Source organism: Ectobacillus panaciterrae DSM 19096, assembly GCF_000430785.1.
Classification (GTDB): Bacteria; Bacillota; Bacilli; order Bacillales; family Bacillaceae_G; genus Ectobacillus; species Ectobacillus panaciterrae.
In genome coordinates this window covers 57024-73308 of sequence record NZ_AUMR01000011.1, presented here as the reverse complement: position 1 = coordinate 73308, position 16285 = coordinate 57024, and the positions used below count along the sequence as shown (strand labels likewise).

20 protein-coding genes are annotated in these 16285 nt (G+C 42.6%); 15 read left to right on the top strand and 5 right to left on the bottom strand.

Annotated features, from left to right (window positions below; all coding sequences use genetic code 11):
- The first annotated feature begins 69 nt into the window (after positions 1-69).
- A complete protein-coding gene (locus H540_RS28955; RefSeq protein WP_155890937.1) occupies positions 70-1164 on the top strand; it encodes an acyltransferase family protein in 1095 nt (364 codons plus the stop codon).
- Between the two features lie 14 nt (positions 1165-1178).
- On the opposite strand, the gene H540_RS0104075 is transcribed toward H540_RS28955, so the two are convergent.
- Positions 1179-2468, bottom strand: a complete 1290-nt coding sequence (locus tag H540_RS0104075; RefSeq protein WP_028399536.1) for an NCS2 family permease — start codon at positions 2466-2468, stop codon at positions 1179-1181.
- Between the two features lie 92 nt (positions 2469-2560).
- The gene (locus tag H540_RS0104070; RefSeq protein ID WP_028399535.1) at positions 2561-3217 is read right to left on the bottom strand and encodes an SIMPL domain-containing protein; all 657 of its coding nucleotides are present in this window, start codon (positions 3215-3217) and stop codon (positions 2561-2563) included.
- A gap of 269 nt (positions 3218-3486) precedes the next feature.
- On the opposite strand from H540_RS0104070, the gene H540_RS0104065 reads away from it, so the two are divergent.
- Positions 3487-3867 carry a MarR family winged helix-turn-helix transcriptional regulator gene (locus tag H540_RS0104065; RefSeq protein WP_425388087.1) on the top strand — a complete coding sequence of 127 codons (381 nt, stop codon included), beginning with the start codon at positions 3487-3489 and terminating at the stop codon, positions 3865-3867.
- An 87-nt stretch (positions 3868-3954) separates the two neighbouring features.
- On the top strand, positions 3955-4215 hold the full coding sequence (locus tag H540_RS0104060) for a hypothetical protein (protein ID WP_028399533.1): 261 nt from the start codon (positions 3955-3957) through the stop codon (positions 4213-4215).
- Between the two features lie 75 nt (positions 4216-4290).
- Here the strand turns inward: H540_RS0104060 and H540_RS0104055 are convergent, their stop codons facing one another.
- The 3 genes from H540_RS0104055 to H540_RS0104045 are packed head-to-tail and all read right to left on the bottom strand — an operon-like array spanning position 4291 to position 6665.
- Complete coding sequence (locus H540_RS0104055; RefSeq protein ID WP_028399532.1) at positions 4291-5409, bottom strand: ABC transporter permease; 1119 nt, start codon at positions 5407-5409, stop codon at positions 4291-4293.
- The gene (locus tag H540_RS0104050) at positions 5399-6280 is read right to left on the bottom strand and encodes an ABC transporter ATP-binding protein (RefSeq protein WP_028399531.1); all 882 of its coding nucleotides are present in this window, start codon (positions 6278-6280) and stop codon (positions 5399-5401) included. The genes H540_RS0104055 and H540_RS0104050 overlap by 11 nt, the downstream gene beginning before the upstream one ends.
- Entirely contained in the window at positions 6246-6665 is a 420-nt protein-coding gene (locus tag H540_RS0104045; protein WP_028399530.1) for a GntR family transcriptional regulator, read from the bottom strand. The genes H540_RS0104050 and H540_RS0104045 overlap by 35 nt, the downstream gene beginning before the upstream one ends.
- A 195-nt stretch (positions 6666-6860) precedes the next feature.
- Between H540_RS0104045 and H540_RS0104040 the strand changes: the two genes are divergently transcribed.
- The 12 genes from H540_RS0104040 to H540_RS0103985 all read left to right on the top strand — a co-directional run bounded on the left by H540_RS0104040 (position 6861) and on the right by H540_RS0103985 (position 16279).
- Positions 6861-8054, top strand: a complete 1194-nt coding sequence (locus tag H540_RS0104040) for a D-alanyl-D-alanine carboxypeptidase family protein (protein ID WP_028399529.1) — start codon at positions 6861-6863, stop codon at positions 8052-8054.
- 295 nt (positions 8055-8349) lie between these two features.
- A complete protein-coding gene (gene spoIIAA / locus H540_RS0104035; protein WP_028399528.1) occupies positions 8350-8700 on the top strand; it encodes an anti-sigma F factor antagonist in 351 nt (116 codons plus the stop codon).
- The gene (gene spoIIAB / locus H540_RS0104030) at positions 8700-9140 is read left to right on the top strand and encodes an anti-sigma F factor (protein ID WP_028399527.1); all 441 of its coding nucleotides are present in this window, start codon (positions 8700-8702) and stop codon (positions 9138-9140) included. Before spoIIAA ends, spoIIAB begins: the two co-directional genes overlap by 1 nt.
- Positions 9141-9152: 12 nt before the next feature.
- On the top strand, positions 9153-9911 hold the full coding sequence (sigF, locus tag H540_RS0104025) for an RNA polymerase sporulation sigma factor SigF (protein ID WP_028399526.1): 759 nt from the start codon (positions 9153-9155) through the stop codon (positions 9909-9911).
- Positions 9912-10462: 551 nt separating this feature from the next.
- Complete coding sequence (locus H540_RS0104020) at positions 10463-11083, top strand: stage V sporulation protein AA (RefSeq protein ID WP_028399525.1); 621 nt, start codon at positions 10463-10465, stop codon at positions 11081-11083.
- Positions 11076-11492, top strand: a complete 417-nt coding sequence (locus H540_RS0104015) for a stage V sporulation protein AB (protein ID WP_028399524.1) — start codon at positions 11076-11078, stop codon at positions 11490-11492. Before H540_RS0104020 ends, H540_RS0104015 begins: the two co-directional genes overlap by 8 nt.
- Positions 11493-11502: 10 nt before the next feature.
- Positions 11503-11958, top strand: coding sequence for a stage V sporulation protein AC (spoVAC, locus tag H540_RS0104010; RefSeq protein WP_028399523.1), 456 nt, complete (start codon positions 11503-11505; stop codon positions 11956-11958).
- A gap of 16 nt (positions 11959-11974) precedes the next feature.
- A complete protein-coding gene (spoVAD, locus tag H540_RS0104005; protein WP_028399522.1) occupies positions 11975-12988 on the top strand; it encodes a stage V sporulation protein AD in 1014 nt (337 codons plus the stop codon).
- Between the two features lie 3 nt (positions 12989-12991).
- Positions 12992-13342 carry a stage V sporulation protein AE gene (spoVAE, locus tag H540_RS0104000; RefSeq protein ID WP_028399521.1) on the top strand — a complete coding sequence of 117 codons (351 nt, stop codon included), beginning with the start codon at positions 12992-12994 and terminating at the stop codon, positions 13340-13342.
- A gap of 5 nt (positions 13343-13347) precedes the next feature.
- A complete protein-coding gene (gene spoVAEA / locus H540_RS0103995; RefSeq protein WP_028399520.1) occupies positions 13348-13932 on the top strand; it encodes a stage V sporulation protein SpoVABEA in 585 nt (194 codons plus the stop codon).
- Positions 13904-15385 (top strand): spore germination protein, encoded by a 1482-nt coding sequence (locus H540_RS0103990; RefSeq protein ID WP_028399519.1) that lies wholly within the window; start codon positions 13904-13906, stop codon positions 15383-15385. Before spoVAEA ends, H540_RS0103990 begins: the two co-directional genes overlap by 29 nt.
- Positions 15386-15493: 108 nt before the next feature.
- A complete protein-coding gene (locus H540_RS0103985; protein WP_028399518.1) occupies positions 15494-16279 on the top strand; it encodes a Cof-type HAD-IIB family hydrolase in 786 nt (261 codons plus the stop codon).
- Positions 16280-16285 lie beyond the last annotated feature (6 nt).

Genomic DNA, 16285 nt, shown 5'->3' with positions numbered 1-16285 from the left:
TCTGGTTATTCGTTTGATAAAGCCCTTTCTTCGCCATACAATGAAGAACGTGATAAAAGGGGTGAAGTGATGGCGAAGAAGCGGGAGGTTTGGCTCGACGCAGCAAAGGGGCTTTGCATGATTTTGGTTGTAGCCGGACACGCATATAAACAGAAAGATTACATTACTTATATTTATTGGTTCCATATGCCTTTTTTCTTTCTGCTTAGCGGTTATGTATCTAAGCCTGTCCATCAGTGGCCTCAGCTGAGAGGATTTATAAGAAAACGTGCGAAACAGCTTCTTGTGCCGTATTTTATATACTTAGGCAGCTTTACATTGCTGCGCTATGCGTGGGAATTCATAAACGGAAATACAGTGCCGTCCTGGTACGGCAAGGATCTTTGGAATCTAATGATTGGCGGACGATTTATTACAGGATACTACGGAGTTTTTTGGTTCATTACATGTTTATTTCTTACGCAAATTGTATTTGCTGTCATTCTGCTCCTATTTAAAGCAAGATGGGGACAATTTGCAGCAATCGGCTTTCTCTATATGGCAGCTCATGCAGAAGCATATTATGTCAGTCTGCTGAAAGGCTCTAATCCTTCTTTGAACCTAGTCGCGCCTTGGAACATAGATGTCGTTTTTATAGCGGTCTTTTACTATAGTATCGGATATTTCGCTAAACCGTACTTGAAAAGAATACCGAGCTGGATCACCGCTTTTTGTACAGCGTCAAGCGCAATATTTATCTTTTTGCAAGACAGAGGCTTACTGGATTACCACCTTAGCATGAAATATCTTCGTTATGAAAATGTAATGTTGGATGCGTTCATTCCTTTAGTGATGACCGTTTCTTTTTGCGGTATTTTTCAGCTGCTGCAACGCACTATGAAGCTTTCCTTCTTCACTTTTCTCAATAAAAAAAGCATGATTATTATGTATTTGCATATTGGAACAAACAAGCTTTTTCTTGAAATATTTGATTATGGAAACATGTTGTACACGATAATAGGGATTGCAATTCCCGTTCTCTTTTCTATATTTGCATTAGACAAAAAGGAAGCGATATATGAGTTTTGTATGCGGCGCTTTGCATTTGCGGGCAACGGATGGCAGGCAAGCCAGTATGCATTGACAAGAAAAACAATGAGCGGAAAAAATATAAAAGCCGGGTGACGCGTCACCCGGCTTTATCCCATTGCATGTAATACAAAGGTAAGGAAAAACAGACTGGCAATGATATACAAAGGCTTTTTGACTTCGTTTCGTTTGCCGAGCGCTAATTTCAGCACCGGATAAGCGATGAAGCCAAAGGCAATCCCGTCTGCAATGCTATATGTGAGCGGAATCATCACAATGATTAGAAACGCCGGAAATCCTTCAGAGAAATCCTGAAGGTTAATGTTCTGGATGTTTACAATCATCAATCCGCCGATGATAATCAAAATTGGTGCAATCGCGCTATCTGGAATGATCTTTACAAATGGCAGAGCAAACAGCGATCCTAAAAACAAGACGCCGGTTGTCAGTGAAGTTAAACCAGTCTTTCCGCCGGCTGCGATTCCCGCTGCGCTTTCCACTGTAGATACCGTCGGGCTTGTGCCGAACAAGCCGCACATCAGAACAGAAAGAGCATTGGATTGATAAGCGCGACGAAACTTTTCCGACCTTTCCAGCATGCCGTGAAGCAGCCCCATGTTTTCAAAAATAAGCACCATGCTCAAGGAAAATGTAGCAATCCAAAACGGTACAGATACAATTTTTGCAAAGGACATTGCGCCGAATACAGAAGCATAATCTGAAAAAGAAAATGAAGAAGAACCGGTTTGCGCTGTATTCACAATGCCGAACAGCCATGCGATAAGCGTTCCTGCTGCAATCGTCCAAAGAAAGTTTCCTTTTACGTTGCGAATAAATAGAACAAGCGCAATCACAAGCGTTGCGAGTGTCGCTAGGACGTGCGGATCACGCAAGCTTCCCAGCGCAACAGCCGTACTGGAATTTGCTACAACCAATCCGCCTTTTTGCAGACCGATAAATGCTAAAAACACGCCAATTCCTACTGTAATTGCTTCTTTTAGTGATTTTGGAATTGTCTCGGATAAAATTCTCGCAAGCGGTGTAAAAGCTGTTATTGCAAAAAGAATCCCTGATACGAATATAGCTGCCAACGCTTCCTGCCAGCTAAGTCCCATAGAGTGTACAATCGTGAACGTAAAGAACGCATTTACACCCATGCCTGGAACGAGAATAATCGGTGCATTCGCCCGAAATGCCATGAGCAGACATCCGACAAATGAACTGAAAACTGTAGCCAAAATCCCCGCTTCAAGGGGAATCCCGGCATCCGACAAAATTGCCGCATTTACGACCATAATATAAACGATCGTAAAGAATGAGGTTGCTCCCGCCAGCAGCTCTTGCTTCGCTGTCGTATGATGCCCTCTTAAATCAAACGTATTTTCCAACAATCCTTTCATGTTGAACCTTCTTTTGTACTATATCCCTCTCCCGCCCGTGATTTCCCTAAAAAAGGGCTCACCGTATTTCATTATACCAAAAACCATGAAAATTACATATAGGAGAATACAGCTCGAATCGCTACAGTAATATCCAATTCACCCGGCTGAATGGGCGGGACTGCTTTAGACGAGGCGGCATACGTTGCATATCTTGGAACAGCGCCGGGCTCTTCCGTGATGGAGATGGGAATTGGATTCAAAGTTACACCGAGTGTACTCACGACAGCCTTTGCTTTTTCCTGTGCCTGCTGTATAGCGAGCGTTAAGGCTTGTTGGTAATATACATCAGGGTTTGAAACGCGAAATGTAAGACCGCGCGCGATGTTTGCACCAGCCTGCACAGCTGCGGCATATACTTCCCCGGCTTTTTGTACGTTCAAAACAGTTATCTCGTATAGGTGCTCGACGCGGTAGCCGCGCAGTATGGATTTTCCGTCTATATAATTATATTCCGGCGTAATTGTGTAAGAGATAGTTTGAATCTCTTGTTCCTGAATGCCAAGAGCTTTTAACGCATTTAAAAGAGCAGCGGAATGAACTGCGTTTTCCTCCTGCGCTGTTTTCACATTTTCATTCTCCGTCGACACGCCGAGCGTGATAACTACCACATCCGGTTTTGCTTGAACTGTACCCTCGCCTTGTAACGTAAGGGTAGAATCTTTAATGGGACGATATTCGGGGAAATAAGGGGCAGGACCGTAGTGCATAATTGTCACCTTCCTTCTTTACTGTTCATTTATGTATATGAGCACAAGACAAAAAAAATTTTCCTGCGCTTTCTTTTCAGAAAATATGTTAAAATAATAATAAAGCATGTCGTCACCTGACTTTTCTTCTGTCAAGACAGGTGGAAATATATTGTGAAAAGAAAATGTATACAATATAAATGTGAATGAATTATAATAATTTCAAATATGAATAAAAAGGATCGAGAACAGTGAGACAAGAACGAGAAGCACTTATTTTACAATTATCTATGTCACTCCGCCAAATGTTCCGCATGCTGCAAACGGATATTAATGAATTGTTTGAGGAGTATATGCCGTGGAACGAATTTTCCGTTTTGCGTGCTTTATACGCAAACAGTCCGCAAATGGCATCGCAAATTGCTTCTGAAGTAAATGTTACATCCAGTCATATTACAGCTGTCACAGACCGGCTTGTAAAGAAAGAGTTAGTTATGCGCAAGCGCTCGGACTCCGACCGCCGCATTGTCTACTTGGAAATTACAGACAAAGGCCGAGAGGTAGCAGAGAAGCTCGAAAACCTGCGCAAAGAATATTACAAAGAAAAGTTTGGCGGCTGGAGTGACGAAGAAATGCAGAAGGTTCTGGAATTGTTTGACCGCGTACTATAGAGAGGAGCAATCCTCTCTTTTTTTGAAGTATAATTCCTCCTCTTCTTTTCCGTAATTTGGATAAGATGCGCAAAAGGAGGAAACATCATGGTTCGACTGCTCATCCTCATAATAGCGTTTTTCGCAGCGGCTTATCCTGCCGCGGCAAAAAAACAAGAACATGCAACGCCGCGGCAAGTCATCCAAAAAGAAGTAGAGTGCTTAACAACAAACGAAGCATCAGCTGAACGGAGCGAATTATTTTTTACAAGTATTTGTAAAAGAGTATGGTCACTGGCGAATTGCCGAGAGCACAGTTGCTCCGACAAATCGCTTGCTGGAGGCGGGACTTGGGTTTGGGACAGCTGAGGAGAAGGAATATGCGGTGAGAAGAAAAGCTATAAAGTAAAGCATCCTTGCGCAGCAAGGATGCTTTATTTCTTTTTATTTGGAGCCCAAGGAGAGCTTTGTGTTCATAAGTTTTTTTAGGATGATGTGCGTAATGATACCTACACCGATTGTAGCAATATAAAAGACGAACAAGGGCGGTTTGGAAGGTGAAAAGGCACCTGCAAGAATTTGACCACCGAGTAAGCTGCAGCAAATGACTACTGATGGAATAAACAACTTTGCCAACTTCCGGTAGAGAAGTATTTTTCCGTTCGCTTCATTTGGCGTTTTTTTATAGAGCTTTATACCCATTATTAAACTAAGCAAGGTATAGGCTATCGCAATTGCAACAGTAGAAAGTACCCTATTGAAAATCATTGACTCCGACCGCTCTGGATTGTAGCCGAAGTCAATCCCGTTGATTGACTTATTTTCGGGATTATCATTATATTCAATCCGAAGGGACTGAAGCGGTACGGGCAGTGAAATGGTCTCGAACCCTTGCTGGATTGAATGAGTCCTTTTATAAAACGCTTCAAGAGAATCTTGATTTGAGCTTATATGAAGCACAATCATACTGCTTACAAGTCCGTATAAACCTATAGGTAAATAGAGGAAGATAAAGCTTAATATTGCTTGGGAAACAATGTTGCCGGCAATGGTTCCTACGAAGAGACAAAATGTGTACAAGGCTGCCAATGTTACAAACGATACTAAGAAAAAAATGCTGAAATCAGTAAAGTCCTGATGCGAGTCATGAATGGTGGTCTTTTTAACCAGGTACATAAGTCCATAGGTGACGATATGTATACCTGTTATATGAACAAGTCCAAATAACCATTTTGATAGAAAAATATCCCGTCTTTTAAAAGGCATAGAAAACAGTAAATCAATAGATTGATTATTACGCTCCCAGCCAATCAATAGGGCCGCCAATGCAATTAATAGAATGGTTTGAAAACCACTTGCCCCGGAATTGAAATAGTATTGATAGTAATAGTGATAATCTGGATGCTGAAGAACAATCTCTTTAGTATGTTTCTGTTGCTCCAATATTGTTACAGCGGCTTGATAATAATTAAAAGGCAGTAAATACAAACTCCCAAGCCAAAACAGCCCTACAATCCATTTCCCTTGCTTTTGATTCCGCATCCACAGCGCCTTATGAAACATAAATATCACCTCCGAGCGTAGTTACGAATATATCTTCCAGCGACATCGGCAGTTCTTCAAGCAGAATCGGCTGCTCTTTGCGGAACTTATCCAATGTTGCTTCGATATGGTTTTGAATCAAAAGCGTGTATACTTTCCCAGTTTGGCTCAGCAAAGTTACGTTATGCAGATTTTCGAGCTTTTGGGGCAGAGAGCGCTCAAAGGCAACCTGTATTTTTACATATTGATTTTTCACGGCTTCTACAGATGTAATGGAAGCTATTTCATGATCCTTAACTACAATAATCGTATCTGCAATTTTTTCAACCTCATCTAGATGATGAGTGGAAATCAATACAGTAACATTACGCTCTGCTACTTCTTCTACAATAAATTGCAAGACCTGCCTCTTGACAATCGGATCTAACCCGTTTGTCGGTTCGTCCAAAATGATATACTCTGCTTTTGTTGAAAATGCCAAAATCATAGCGAGTGACGCTTTCATCCCTCGCGAGTAGCTGCGGATACGTCTTTCAGGCAGATTGAAGCGATGCAGCAGTCCATAGAAATAAGCTGTATCAAAATTTTTATAGACAGATTCATAGAAACGGACAATTTCCTTCACAGTGTATCCGTTCAATAGATTTGTAGAATCCGGAACGTATGCAACGCGCTGTTTCACATCAGGGTTTTGATGAACATCTTCACCGTCATATGTTACCGTTCCTTTATCCGGACTCAGGATACCGACAAGCATCCGGATTAAGGTTGTTTTACCGGCACCATTTCGCCCGAGCAAGCCGGCAATGCTGCCCTTAGGCAACTCAAAAGATATATTTGTTAATACAGTTTGATTTTCAATCGTTTTCTGGACGTTTTCCGCCTTCAGCATCTTTATCTCCTCCCAGTTCGTTGTAATAATTGTTCAGCCAATGCACCAATGTGTCTTTAGACACACCGAGATATGTAGCTTCCATTAAAATTTGCTTTAATTGCTGCTCGAGTGCTGCCATTTTTTGTTCATCCTTTCGCGGTATAATCATTTCAGCGACGAATGTCCCTCTTCCGCGCAATGTTTCAATAACGCCTTGGCGTTCTAATTCTTGATAAGCTTTACTTACTGTGTTTGGGTTGACAACAAGCGTGGATGCAAGTTCCCGAACAGACGGCAGCTTATCCTGCGGAGATAAAATATCCTTCAGTATCAGCTCCTTAATGCTATTGACGATTTGTTCCCATATAGGAGTGCTGCTTCTAGGGTCTAGTTGAATCAGCAATATCGGAAGCCTCCCTTCCAACGGAAGTATATTTAAGTGTATTAATACATGTAGTACACATAAAACACTAGTATGTTTTTCTTTGCGTGTCAACACTTATTTTGAAAAAAAGATTTATGTATTGTTTAGAAAAAAATGGTATAAATGCTTATCTTTTGGAAAAAATAGGTTTGATACTGATTGGAGGGTATGGAAATGAAACGATTCGTCGGAATTCTATTATGTTTCGCTTTATTTAGTTCCGCCGTTCCGGTTGGATGGGCACAGTCTGAGAAACAGCCGCAGCAAAAACAGAGAGAGACTGAACAGCCGCAGCTTGTAGACAATGCATCATCTGCGGTGCTGCTCGAGCAGGATACCGGACAAGTATTATTTGATAAAAACAGCAACGAAAAGCTTCCGCCTGCCAGTATGACAAAGATTATGACCATGCTTCTTATTATGGAGCAGATTGAAAGCGGCAAATTGAAGCTGAAGGATAAGGTGCGTACAAGCGAATTTGCTGCGTCCATGGGCGGGTCGCAAATTTTTCTTGAACCTGGCGAAGAAATGACAGTGGATGAAATGCTGAGAGGAATTGCCATTGCTTCTGGAAATGACGCATCTGTCGCTATGGCAGAACATATTTCAGGATCAATGGAAGGCTTTGTGAAAATGATGAACAACAAGGCAAAGGACTTGGGGCTAAAAAATACTCAGTTTCAAAACCCAACAGGATTGCCTGCAAAGGAGCATTATTCCACTGCATACGATATGGCAGTTATGGCGAAGGAACTGATGAAATATCCTCTCATTCGTCAATATACAGGAAAGTACGAAGACTATCTTCGTGAAAGCACAGACAAGAAGTTTTGGCTTGTAAATACAAACAAGCTCGTTCGCTTCTATCCTGGAGTAGACGGGGTGAAAACAGGATTTACAACAGAAGCGCGCTATTGTTTGACAGCTTCTGCAGAAAAAAACGGCATGCGTGTCATCGCGGTTGTAATGGGAGCACCGACCTCTAAGGACCGAAATGCACAAGTTACAAAGCTTCTTGATTATGCGTTCAGTCAATATACAACGAAAAGGCTTTATAAAAAAGATCAGCCGATTGCTTCTATCCAGGTAAGCAGAGGCAAAAAGAAAACAGTAAGTCTTGTTGCTTCAGACAACGTATCTTTGCTCTTGAAAAGAGGAGAGAGTGCGTCTAAAGTAACAGAGGAAATTGTAATGGAAGAAAAGGTAAAGGCTCCGGTTAAAAAGGGAGATGCGCTTGGAACGCTTGTTGTCAAAAGCGGGGACAAGGTCATTACGAAAGAGCCTCTTGTGGCAAGTGAAGATATAACAGAAGCAAGTCTTTGGGAGCTGTTTAAGAGAGGCTTTGGCATGTTTTCAAAATCAGAATAACGGTCTAAGCGGCAATGTATTGTCGCTTAGCTTTTTCCTTTTTTTCGGACTCTGATTGCCCTAGTGGAAGTGAGAACGGGCGGTAAGGGCCCTGATCGGTTCAACTAATATCAGCAGAAAAAAGCGCCCGTTGATGAAGTTTCTTTTAATCCCCACAATCATCAAGCACTCGACAAAATGTTGCTTCTGTTTCGAAAAAACACTTCTTTTGTCGGGAGGAAGGAATCACAAAGAACAGCAGCGAAAGATTCCATATACTTTCCGCGCGAGTGCGCACGAAAAGGAGGAAGTAAAGTTGAGTCTTTCAATGAATATGGAAGTAAAGCGCGATGTCTTGTGCATTCGATTAGAGGGAGAGCTTGATCATCATACAGCGGAGGATTTGCGTACGAAGGTAACAGAAATGCTTGAGAAGCACGGTGTTCATCATATTGTATTGAATTTAGAGAATTTAAGCTTCATGGACAGCTCTGGTCTTGGTGTGATTCTGGGCAGATATAAGCATGTAAAAAGCCTTGGAGGAGAAATGGTAGTTTGTGCGATTTCTCCGGCTGTAAAGCGTTTGTTTGAGATGTCGGGACTGTTTAAAATCATTCGTCTAGAAGTCAGTGAAGAACACGCGCTTGCGACATTGGGGGTGGCATAATGAGAAATGAAATGCACCTTCAATTTTCCGCATTGAGCCAAAACGAGTCATTTGCGCGCGTTACAGTAGCTTCGTTTATTGCTCAGCTTGATCCGACAATGGAAGAGCTGACAGAAATTAAAACTGTTGTTTCTGAAGCTGTTACAAATGCAATCATTCACGGCTATGACAGCAATCCGGAAGGCATTGTGTATATTACGGTTGTACTTGAGGACGGAATGGTGAAGCTTACCATTCGCGATAAAGGAATGGGTATATCGAACTTAGAGGAAGCGAGACAACCTCTTTTCACTACAAAACCTGAATTAGAGCGTTCAGGCATGGGATTTACAATCATGGAAAACTTTATGGACGAAGTCGAAGTTATCTCTAACGAAGCATTCGGAACAACTATACATCTCACAAAGTACTTGTCAAAAAGCAACGCTCTATGCAATTAAGGAGACTCGCCTATGGACATAGAGGTTAAAAACGAAAACGGAAAAGTGCAGTTAAAGGACCAAGAGCTCAAGGAATTGATTCGCAGAAGTCAAGCAGGGGACCAAGGAGCAAGGGATACGATTGTCCAAACGAATATGCGGCTTGTTTGGTCTGTGGTGCAACGCTTTATGAACAGAGGCTATGAACCGGAGGATTTGTTTCAAATCGGGTGCATCGGGCTTTTGAAATCCGTTGACAAGTTTGATTTGTCATTTGATGTGAAATTTTCGACCTATGCTGTTCCTATGATTATCGGTGAGATTCAACGCTTTCTGCGTGATGATGGAACAGTCAAGGTGAGCCGCTCTTTAAAAGAGACGGGAAACAAGGTCCGCAAAATGAAGGACGAGCTTGCGAAAGCGTTAGGACGCGTGCCTACTGTTACGGAAGTGGCGGAAGCGCTTGGGCTGACACCGGAAGAGGTCGTCATGGCGCAGGAAGCAAGCCGTACACCTTCATCTATTCATGAGACGGTGTACGAGAATGACGGTGATCCTATTACAATTCTCGATCAGATTGCCGATCAATCAGAATCCAAATGGTTTGATAAAATTGCTTTAAAAGAGGCCATACGGGAACTTGACGAACGTGAGCGCCTTATCGTTTATTTGCGCTACTATAAAGACCAGACACAATCGGAGGTAGCGGAACGGCTTGGTATCTCTCAGGTACAAGTTTCCCGGCTTGAAAAGAAAATTTTACAGCAGATGAAGGACCGGATAGGGGAGTAGCCTATTCGGTTTTTTGTCTTTAGAAATCAGGAGTATGGCTACTTTCAAAAGCTGAACGAGCCGATTCCGCTTTTCTTTGTCTAGCTCCACCGGCAAGGCGCTGCCACCAGAGAACCTCCACCGCATAAAGGCAAAAAGCGCCTTTAAGGGTGGAGAACCTCTGGTTCTACGCCTGAACGAGCCGATTCCGCTTTTCTTGTGTACATTTATCTTATCCAAAATTCTCCTCATTAAACAAGAAAGGCCATTTTCATGTATTTCGATTAGACTTAGTATAAAGAAAATATTTACAATTTGAATTAAGGGTAAAGGTATAAGTGTGTTGGAGTAGCGATAATGGCTGCGGGGGTGATTGTGTTTTTGTCGAAATTGTATTTGTCCGTCAATTTATTGTTGGAAAGAAAGCCTTAAGCAACTGGCTTTCTGCTATGAGGATGGAAAAGGTCTGTTGTCGTTTTAGATAACAGGCCTTTCTTTTGAAAAAAATTGTATTAGAAAAATTTCCAACATCCATACTACAACTACGAGGAAAATCTTAAGGGGGGATTATTTTGGACCAGCCTGTATACGTCAAAATGCGTCAGCGTCTGCAAGTTTCTCCAAACTACGAGTTAAAGCTGCAGGATGTGGCACAGCTCGTTGGATCCGAACCCATTGTCGCTGCTCTCAGGGAAAAAACGGTGTACCAGATTACAAAAAAAGATAAAACACATGTTGTAATTGATGTTATGAAGGTAATTGAAACGATTCGAAAGTACGACAATGGTCTGGACATAAATGTATTTGGACCGGCTCAAGTAATTGTGGAGATTGTATATGAGAGAAAAACAGTGAATCCATTTTTCTTTGCATGCGTATGGCTGCTGCTGTTTTTCGGAGCAGGACTCGCTATTATTTACTTCCACGAAGATGTCAGCATGCAGCAAGTTCATCAGCGAATTTATCATATGGTAACTGGAGAGACCGAGAAAAAGCCACTTCTTCTTCAAATTCCGTATTCGCTTGGTCTTGGTTTAGGGATGGTATTATTTTTCAATCATGTGTTTCAAAAGCGCATCAATGAAGAGCCGAGCCCGCTTGAGGTAGAAATGTTCCAATATCAGCAGTCGCTTGATCAATACGTATTAATGAATGAAAACAAAGAAAGCATGAAGAAGATTGAAGATCATTGAATACGCATTTCTCGCATTTATCGGCTTTGCCGGAGGGATTGCGGTCGGGGGCGGATTCGTTGCTTTTTTGACTGTGTTGGGCGTGATACCTCGTCTGACGCAGCTGACGAAAAGTATTAAATTTATCCATGTTTATGAATGGGCTGTTGTGACGGGTGCTCTATGCGGCGGATGGGTCAGTTTGCGCGATACTGTTTTTTTCGCTTCTGTATATTGGCTTATACTAATCGGGTTATTCTGTGGCATATTTGTCGGTATGCTCGCAGCCGCTTTAACGGAAGTATTGAACGTACTTCCAATCTTGGCAAAGCGTGTCCGTGTTGAAGATCGAATTGTTATTTTACTCATAGCGCTGGTGCTTGGAAAAATACTCGGATCTCTATTTCATTGGATTTATTTTATTAAGTAGGAGGATGGGGATGGCAAAGAAAAAGCTAAAAGACGATTATAAAAATAATATTAAAGCCTATCAGCCAAAACCGAATTATATCATGAATTGTGTAAAGGCATTTGTCGTGGGGGGGCTTATATGTATATTAGGAGAAGTACTGATGAAATTCTACATGCATTATTTTGACTTTACCGAGAAGAATGTAGGAAACCCAACCGTTGCTACGTTAATTTTATTGTCTGCTTTGCTGACAGGGCTAGGTATATATGACAAAATCGGTCAATTTGCAGGCGCCGGATCAGCTGTTCCGGTAACGGGCTTTGCCAATTCGATGGTGAGTGCTGCTATCGAACACCGCAGCGAAGGAATTGTGCTTGGCGTAGCTACGAATATGTTTAAACTTGCAGGGAGTGTTATTGTATTTGGGGTCGTTGCAGCATATGTGGTTGGTCTCATCCGCTATACATTTAAGCTGTTGATGTAAGGGAGGAAGAAACAACATGAGACTAACAGGAAGGCAAACGTGGGTCTTTCAAAATGCACTTTACGTGAATGCAACAGGAACGGCGGTTGGTCCAAAAGAGGCCGCTGGGCCTTTGGGAGCTTGCTTTGACGTTACATATGATGAACTGCATTGCAATGAGGAGACTTGGGAGCTGGCTGAAAGAAGGCTGATGAATGATTCAATCCAACATACTCTAAAAAAAGCAAACCTGCAAACTTCAGATATTGATTTCTTTCTAGCGGGCGATTTATTAAACCAAACGGTTACTGCAAACTATGTGGCGAGACAGCTCAGCATTCCGTTTCTTGGCATGTTCGGTGCTTGCTCTACATCAATGGAAACACTAGCAACCGGTTCTGCGCTCGTAGATGGCGGTTTTGCCAATCGTGTGTTGGCGACGGTAAGCAGCCATAACGCAACTGCCGAGCGTCAATTCAGGTATCCGACAGAGTACGGAGGGCAGAGGCCGGATACGGCGACTTCAACAGTAACAGGAGCGGGCACTGCCCTTGTGAGCAGAGAGCCGAGTCCGATTCGCATTACAGCCGCTACAATCGGAAAGGTTCAGGACCTTGGCATTACAGATCCGTTTGATATGGGATCGGCCATGGCGCCGGCAGCTGCTCATACCATTCAGCAACACTTTGAAGATTTGCATCGGACGGCAGAAGATTATGACCTGATCGTGACGGGGGATTTGTCAGCTGTAGGAGCTCCTATCGCAAGACAGATGTTGCTTGAAGAAGGCTATGATATGGGTCAGGTGTATAACGATTGCGGGGTAATGCTTTATAACAAAAATCAAGAAGTGTTTGCAGGCGGGAGCGGTTGTGCATGTTCAGCAGTTGTAACATACGGTCACTTATTGCAAGAGATAAGAAAAGGCAATTACAACCGCATTTTGGTCGTAGCTACTGGAGCGCTTTTAAACCCGACAATGATTCAGCAAAAAGAATCTATACCGGCGATTGCTCATGGCGTTGTGTTTGAGAGTGTGAAGGGAGTATAGAAAATGGATTTTGTATATGCGTTTTTAGTTGGCGGAGCCATTTGTGTTGTAGGGCAACTGCTTTTGGATTTCGCAAAATTAACACCTGCACACGTTATGGCTGTTTTCGTTGTCATAGGTGCGATTTTAGATGGATTTGGAATTTATGATAATTTGATTCGTTTTGCCGGGGCAGGTGCAACGGTTCCCATTACAAGCTTCGGGCATTCCTTGCTGCATGGAGCAATGCAGGCAGCAAAGCAGCATGGGTATGTTGGGATTGGAATGGGAATCTTCCAGCTTACATCAGCTGGTATTTCAGCCGCAATTTTATTTTCTTTCATAGCGGCGCTCATCTTTAAGCCGAAAGGATAAACATTATGAAAAGAAGGGTTATTTTGGTAACAGATGGAGACGAATATGCACAGCGCACAATTGAATATGTGGCAAAGGATGTTGGCGGCCGCTGTATTTCGACATCGCAAAGCAACCCGACTCGTCTTAGCGGAAGAGATATTGTGAATCTTATCCTGCAAACACCATATGACCCTGTGTTTGTGATGTTTGATGATAGCGGCTATATTGGCGAGGGGCCGGGAGAACAAGCTTTGCAGTATGTAGCTGCGCATTCCCAAATCAATGTTCTTGGTGTTTTAGCAGTTGCCTCTAATACACATCGATACGAATGGACTCGTGTAGATGTGAGTGTAGACCGACACGGAAATCTAACAGAGTACGGTGTGGATAAGTTTGGTCTTGCAGATGTAGAAATCGGCCGTATTAATGGCGATACTGTATATTGTTTAGACAAGCTTAACGTTCCTATTATAGTAGGCATAGGAGACATCGGAAAGATGTATACAAATGACGATGTTAAAAAAGGGTCTCCCATTACAAAAAAGGCGGTTGAGCTCATTCTAGAAAGGAGCGGCTTTTATGACAGCAAAGGAAAAACAAACGATTAAAGTTCCTATTTCTTCGTTTTTAAGCGACAATGAGAATTATTTGAAGCAAACGGTCGGCCTTGGTGTAACATTTGACATAGGGATGAGAAAGTTTCGAATACTAGGCCGAGATGTCGGTGTATTATTTGTTAATGGCTTATCCGATTCTAATCTTATCATTCACATATTTGAAGAGATGGTGGACCTTAATGATGTAGAGCCATATGGGCATGATGAAGCAATGACTATCATTGAAAACAGACTTATTCATCAGCAAGTAAGCCGCATCGAAATGATGGATGACGTTATGGTGCAAGTGTTGTCCGGTCTTATTATAGTGTTTGTAGATGGAGAAGCAGAGGCCTTTGCGGTGGATGTCCGCAGCTACCCAGGGCGCACACCGGCAGAGCCGGATACAGAAAAGGTAGTTCGCGGAGCTCGAGACGGCTTTGTAGAGAATATTATTGTGAATACAAGTTTAATCCGCCGCCGCATTCGCGATCCGCGTCTTCGTCATGAAATTATTCGTGTCGGGGAGCGTTCTAAAACGGATATTTGTCTTTCGTACGTGCAAGATATTGCAAATCCGGATTTAATTAAAATCATTAAGCAGGAGCTGCAAGAAATTGAGATAGACGGCGTTACAATGGCAGACAAAACGATTGAGGAATTTCTTGTCAAACAAGGCATTAATCCTTTCCCGCTTGTCCGCTATACGGAACGTCCGGATGTAGCGGCAAACCATATACTTGAAGGGCATGTTTTGATTATTATAGACACATCGCCAAGCGTGATGATTACGCCGACTACATATTTTCATCACGTGCAGCATGCTGAGGAGTTCCGCCAAAACCCGGCAATGGGCACAATTTTTCGGTGGGTTCGGTTTTTAGGGATTATGTTCTCGCTATTTTTACTGCCGCTTTGGCTTGTATTTGTGCTTGAACCGACTTTGCTGCCGCCGAATCTTGCTTTTATCGGACCGAGTAAAGTGACTAATTTGCCGACCTTCTTACAAATTATTTTGGCTGAGGTCGGAATCGAATTTTTGAGAATGGCCTCTATCCATACGCCGACCGCTCTGTCGACCTCTCTCGGTTTAATTTCAGCTGTACTGATTGGTCAAACTGCCATTCAAGTTGGTCTGTTTGTGCCTGAAGTAATTCTATATTCAGCCATTTCAGTCATCGGGACTTATGCGACGCCAAGCTATGAATTGGGTCTTGCCAATAAAGTCGCAAAAATTTTCCTCATTTTATTGACAGCTTGGCTGCATGAAATCGGATTCATGATCGGACTTACAATCCTAATTTTGTTTCTTGCATCCATTCGCAGCTTACAAACACCATATCTTTGGCCGTTTCTTCCGTTTGATGGAGGTGCGCTTATGAAAATTGTCGTGCGGCCGAAGATTGCCAACTTGAAGGTCAGACCGAGCATCGTTCATCCGCAAAATACAGATCGTACAAAATAGCAGAGAGTCATTCTCTGCTTTTTCTGTATGAAAAATTTAGCTGATATTAACAAAATCATCACATTCATTTTGTATACTAGAAATAAGTTTCTTTAAAGAGGTGACAGGATGATCAAATTGTTTGTCAGCGATTTAGATGATACACTCGTCTACAATGTGAGCGAAATTCACAAGCATGACATGAGAGCGCTGCGGTGGCTCGCAGAACAAGGCACTGACATATGTTTTTCATCGGGACGCTTTGCGCATCGCATTCATGATGCTGTAGAGGGGATTGGCCTTGCGTACCACACTTCAAGCTTGAATGGAGCGCTTTTGACCACAAAAGAAGGCGCTACTATTCATACGTCTGCTTTTGACGGCGAGACGGCAAAGGAAATCTACAAATATATTTGCGAAAAAGAATTAGCACACATTGCTTGCGCAGGCGCGACGCGTTATACAAAAAAGAAAAATCGGATGCATCATGTGTTTGAAGAGAAAAATAATGTCATCATTACAGAGATGGCCGTGCTTGAAGATGAGTTTGGAACGAACATCCATCCGGCCAAATTCTTTTTGTACGGAGATCATGATTCTGTTGCCGTGCTCGATCAGGAGTTAAAAGATGTATTTGGAGCATGTGCAGAAGTTGTGATTTCAGGGCCGGGTTTTGTAGATATCATGCCGCTTGGAATCAGCAAAGGAAGCGCATTGCAAATCTTAATGGAGCACTTATGCTTAGAGCCGCATCAAGTGGCGTGCATCGGAGATTCCTTTAACGATATTTCCATGTTCAAAGTCACACCGCATTCCTTCACTCTTCATCATGCGCCGCCTCTTGTTAAAGAAAACGCGCAGCATGTCGTAAGATCGGTGGAGGAGGCTGTTATTAAATTAGCTTCCTTATCATAAGAAAGA

What these genes read in the sequence shown, in the direction of transcription:
- H540_RS0104055 (WP_028399532.1), bottom strand. Translation starts at nt 5,409, where the DNA reads ATGTTTCATAAGGCGCTGTGGATGCGGAATCAAAAGCAAGGGAAATGG.
- H540_RS0103990 (WP_028399519.1), top strand. Translation starts at nt 13,904, where the DNA reads ATGACAGCAAAGGAAAAACAAACGATTAAAGTTCCTATTTCTTCGTTT.
- spoIIAB (WP_028399527.1), top strand. Translation starts at nt 8,700, where the DNA reads ATGAGAAATGAAATGCACCTTCAATTTTCCGCATTGAGCCAAAACGAG.
- spoVAD (WP_028399522.1), top strand. Translation starts at nt 11,975, where the DNA reads ATGAGACTAACAGGAAGGCAAACGTGGGTCTTTCAAAATGCACTTTAC.
- spoVAE (WP_028399521.1), top strand. Translation starts at nt 12,992, where the DNA reads ATGGATTTTGTATATGCGTTTTTAGTTGGCGGAGCCATTTGTGTTGTA.
- H540_RS0103985 (WP_028399518.1), top strand. Translation starts at nt 15,494, where the DNA reads ATGATCAAATTGTTTGTCAGCGATTTAGATGATACACTCGTCTACAAT.
- spoVAC (WP_028399523.1), top strand. Translation starts at nt 11,503, where the DNA reads ATGGCAAAGAAAAAGCTAAAAGACGATTATAAAAATAATATTAAAGCC.
- H540_RS0104065 (WP_425388087.1), top strand. Translation starts at nt 3,487, where the DNA reads ATGTCACTCCGCCAAATGTTCCGCATGCTGCAAACGGATATTAATGAA.
- H540_RS0104070 (WP_028399535.1), bottom strand. Translation starts at nt 3,217, where the DNA reads ATGCACTACGGTCCTGCCCCTTATTTCCCCGAATATCGTCCCATTAAA.
- H540_RS0104060 (WP_028399533.1), top strand. Translation starts at nt 3,955, where the DNA reads ATGGTTCGACTGCTCATCCTCATAATAGCGTTTTTCGCAGCGGCTTAT.
- H540_RS28955 (WP_155890937.1), top strand. Translation starts at nt 70, where the DNA reads ATGGCGAAGAAGCGGGAGGTTTGGCTCGACGCAGCAAAGGGGCTTTGC.
- H540_RS0104040 (WP_028399529.1), top strand. Translation starts at nt 6,861, where the DNA reads ATGAAACGATTCGTCGGAATTCTATTATGTTTCGCTTTATTTAGTTCC.
- H540_RS0104050 (WP_028399531.1), bottom strand. Translation starts at nt 6,280, where the DNA reads ATGCTGAAGGCGGAAAACGTCCAGAAAACGATTGAAAATCAAACTGTA.
- sigF (WP_028399526.1), top strand. Translation starts at nt 9,153, where the DNA reads ATGGACATAGAGGTTAAAAACGAAAACGGAAAAGTGCAGTTAAAGGAC.
- H540_RS0104075 (WP_028399536.1), bottom strand. Translation starts at nt 2,468, where the DNA reads ATGAAAGGATTGTTGGAAAATACGTTTGATTTAAGAGGGCATCATACG.
- spoVAEA (WP_028399520.1), top strand. Translation starts at nt 13,348, where the DNA reads ATGAAAAGAAGGGTTATTTTGGTAACAGATGGAGACGAATATGCACAG.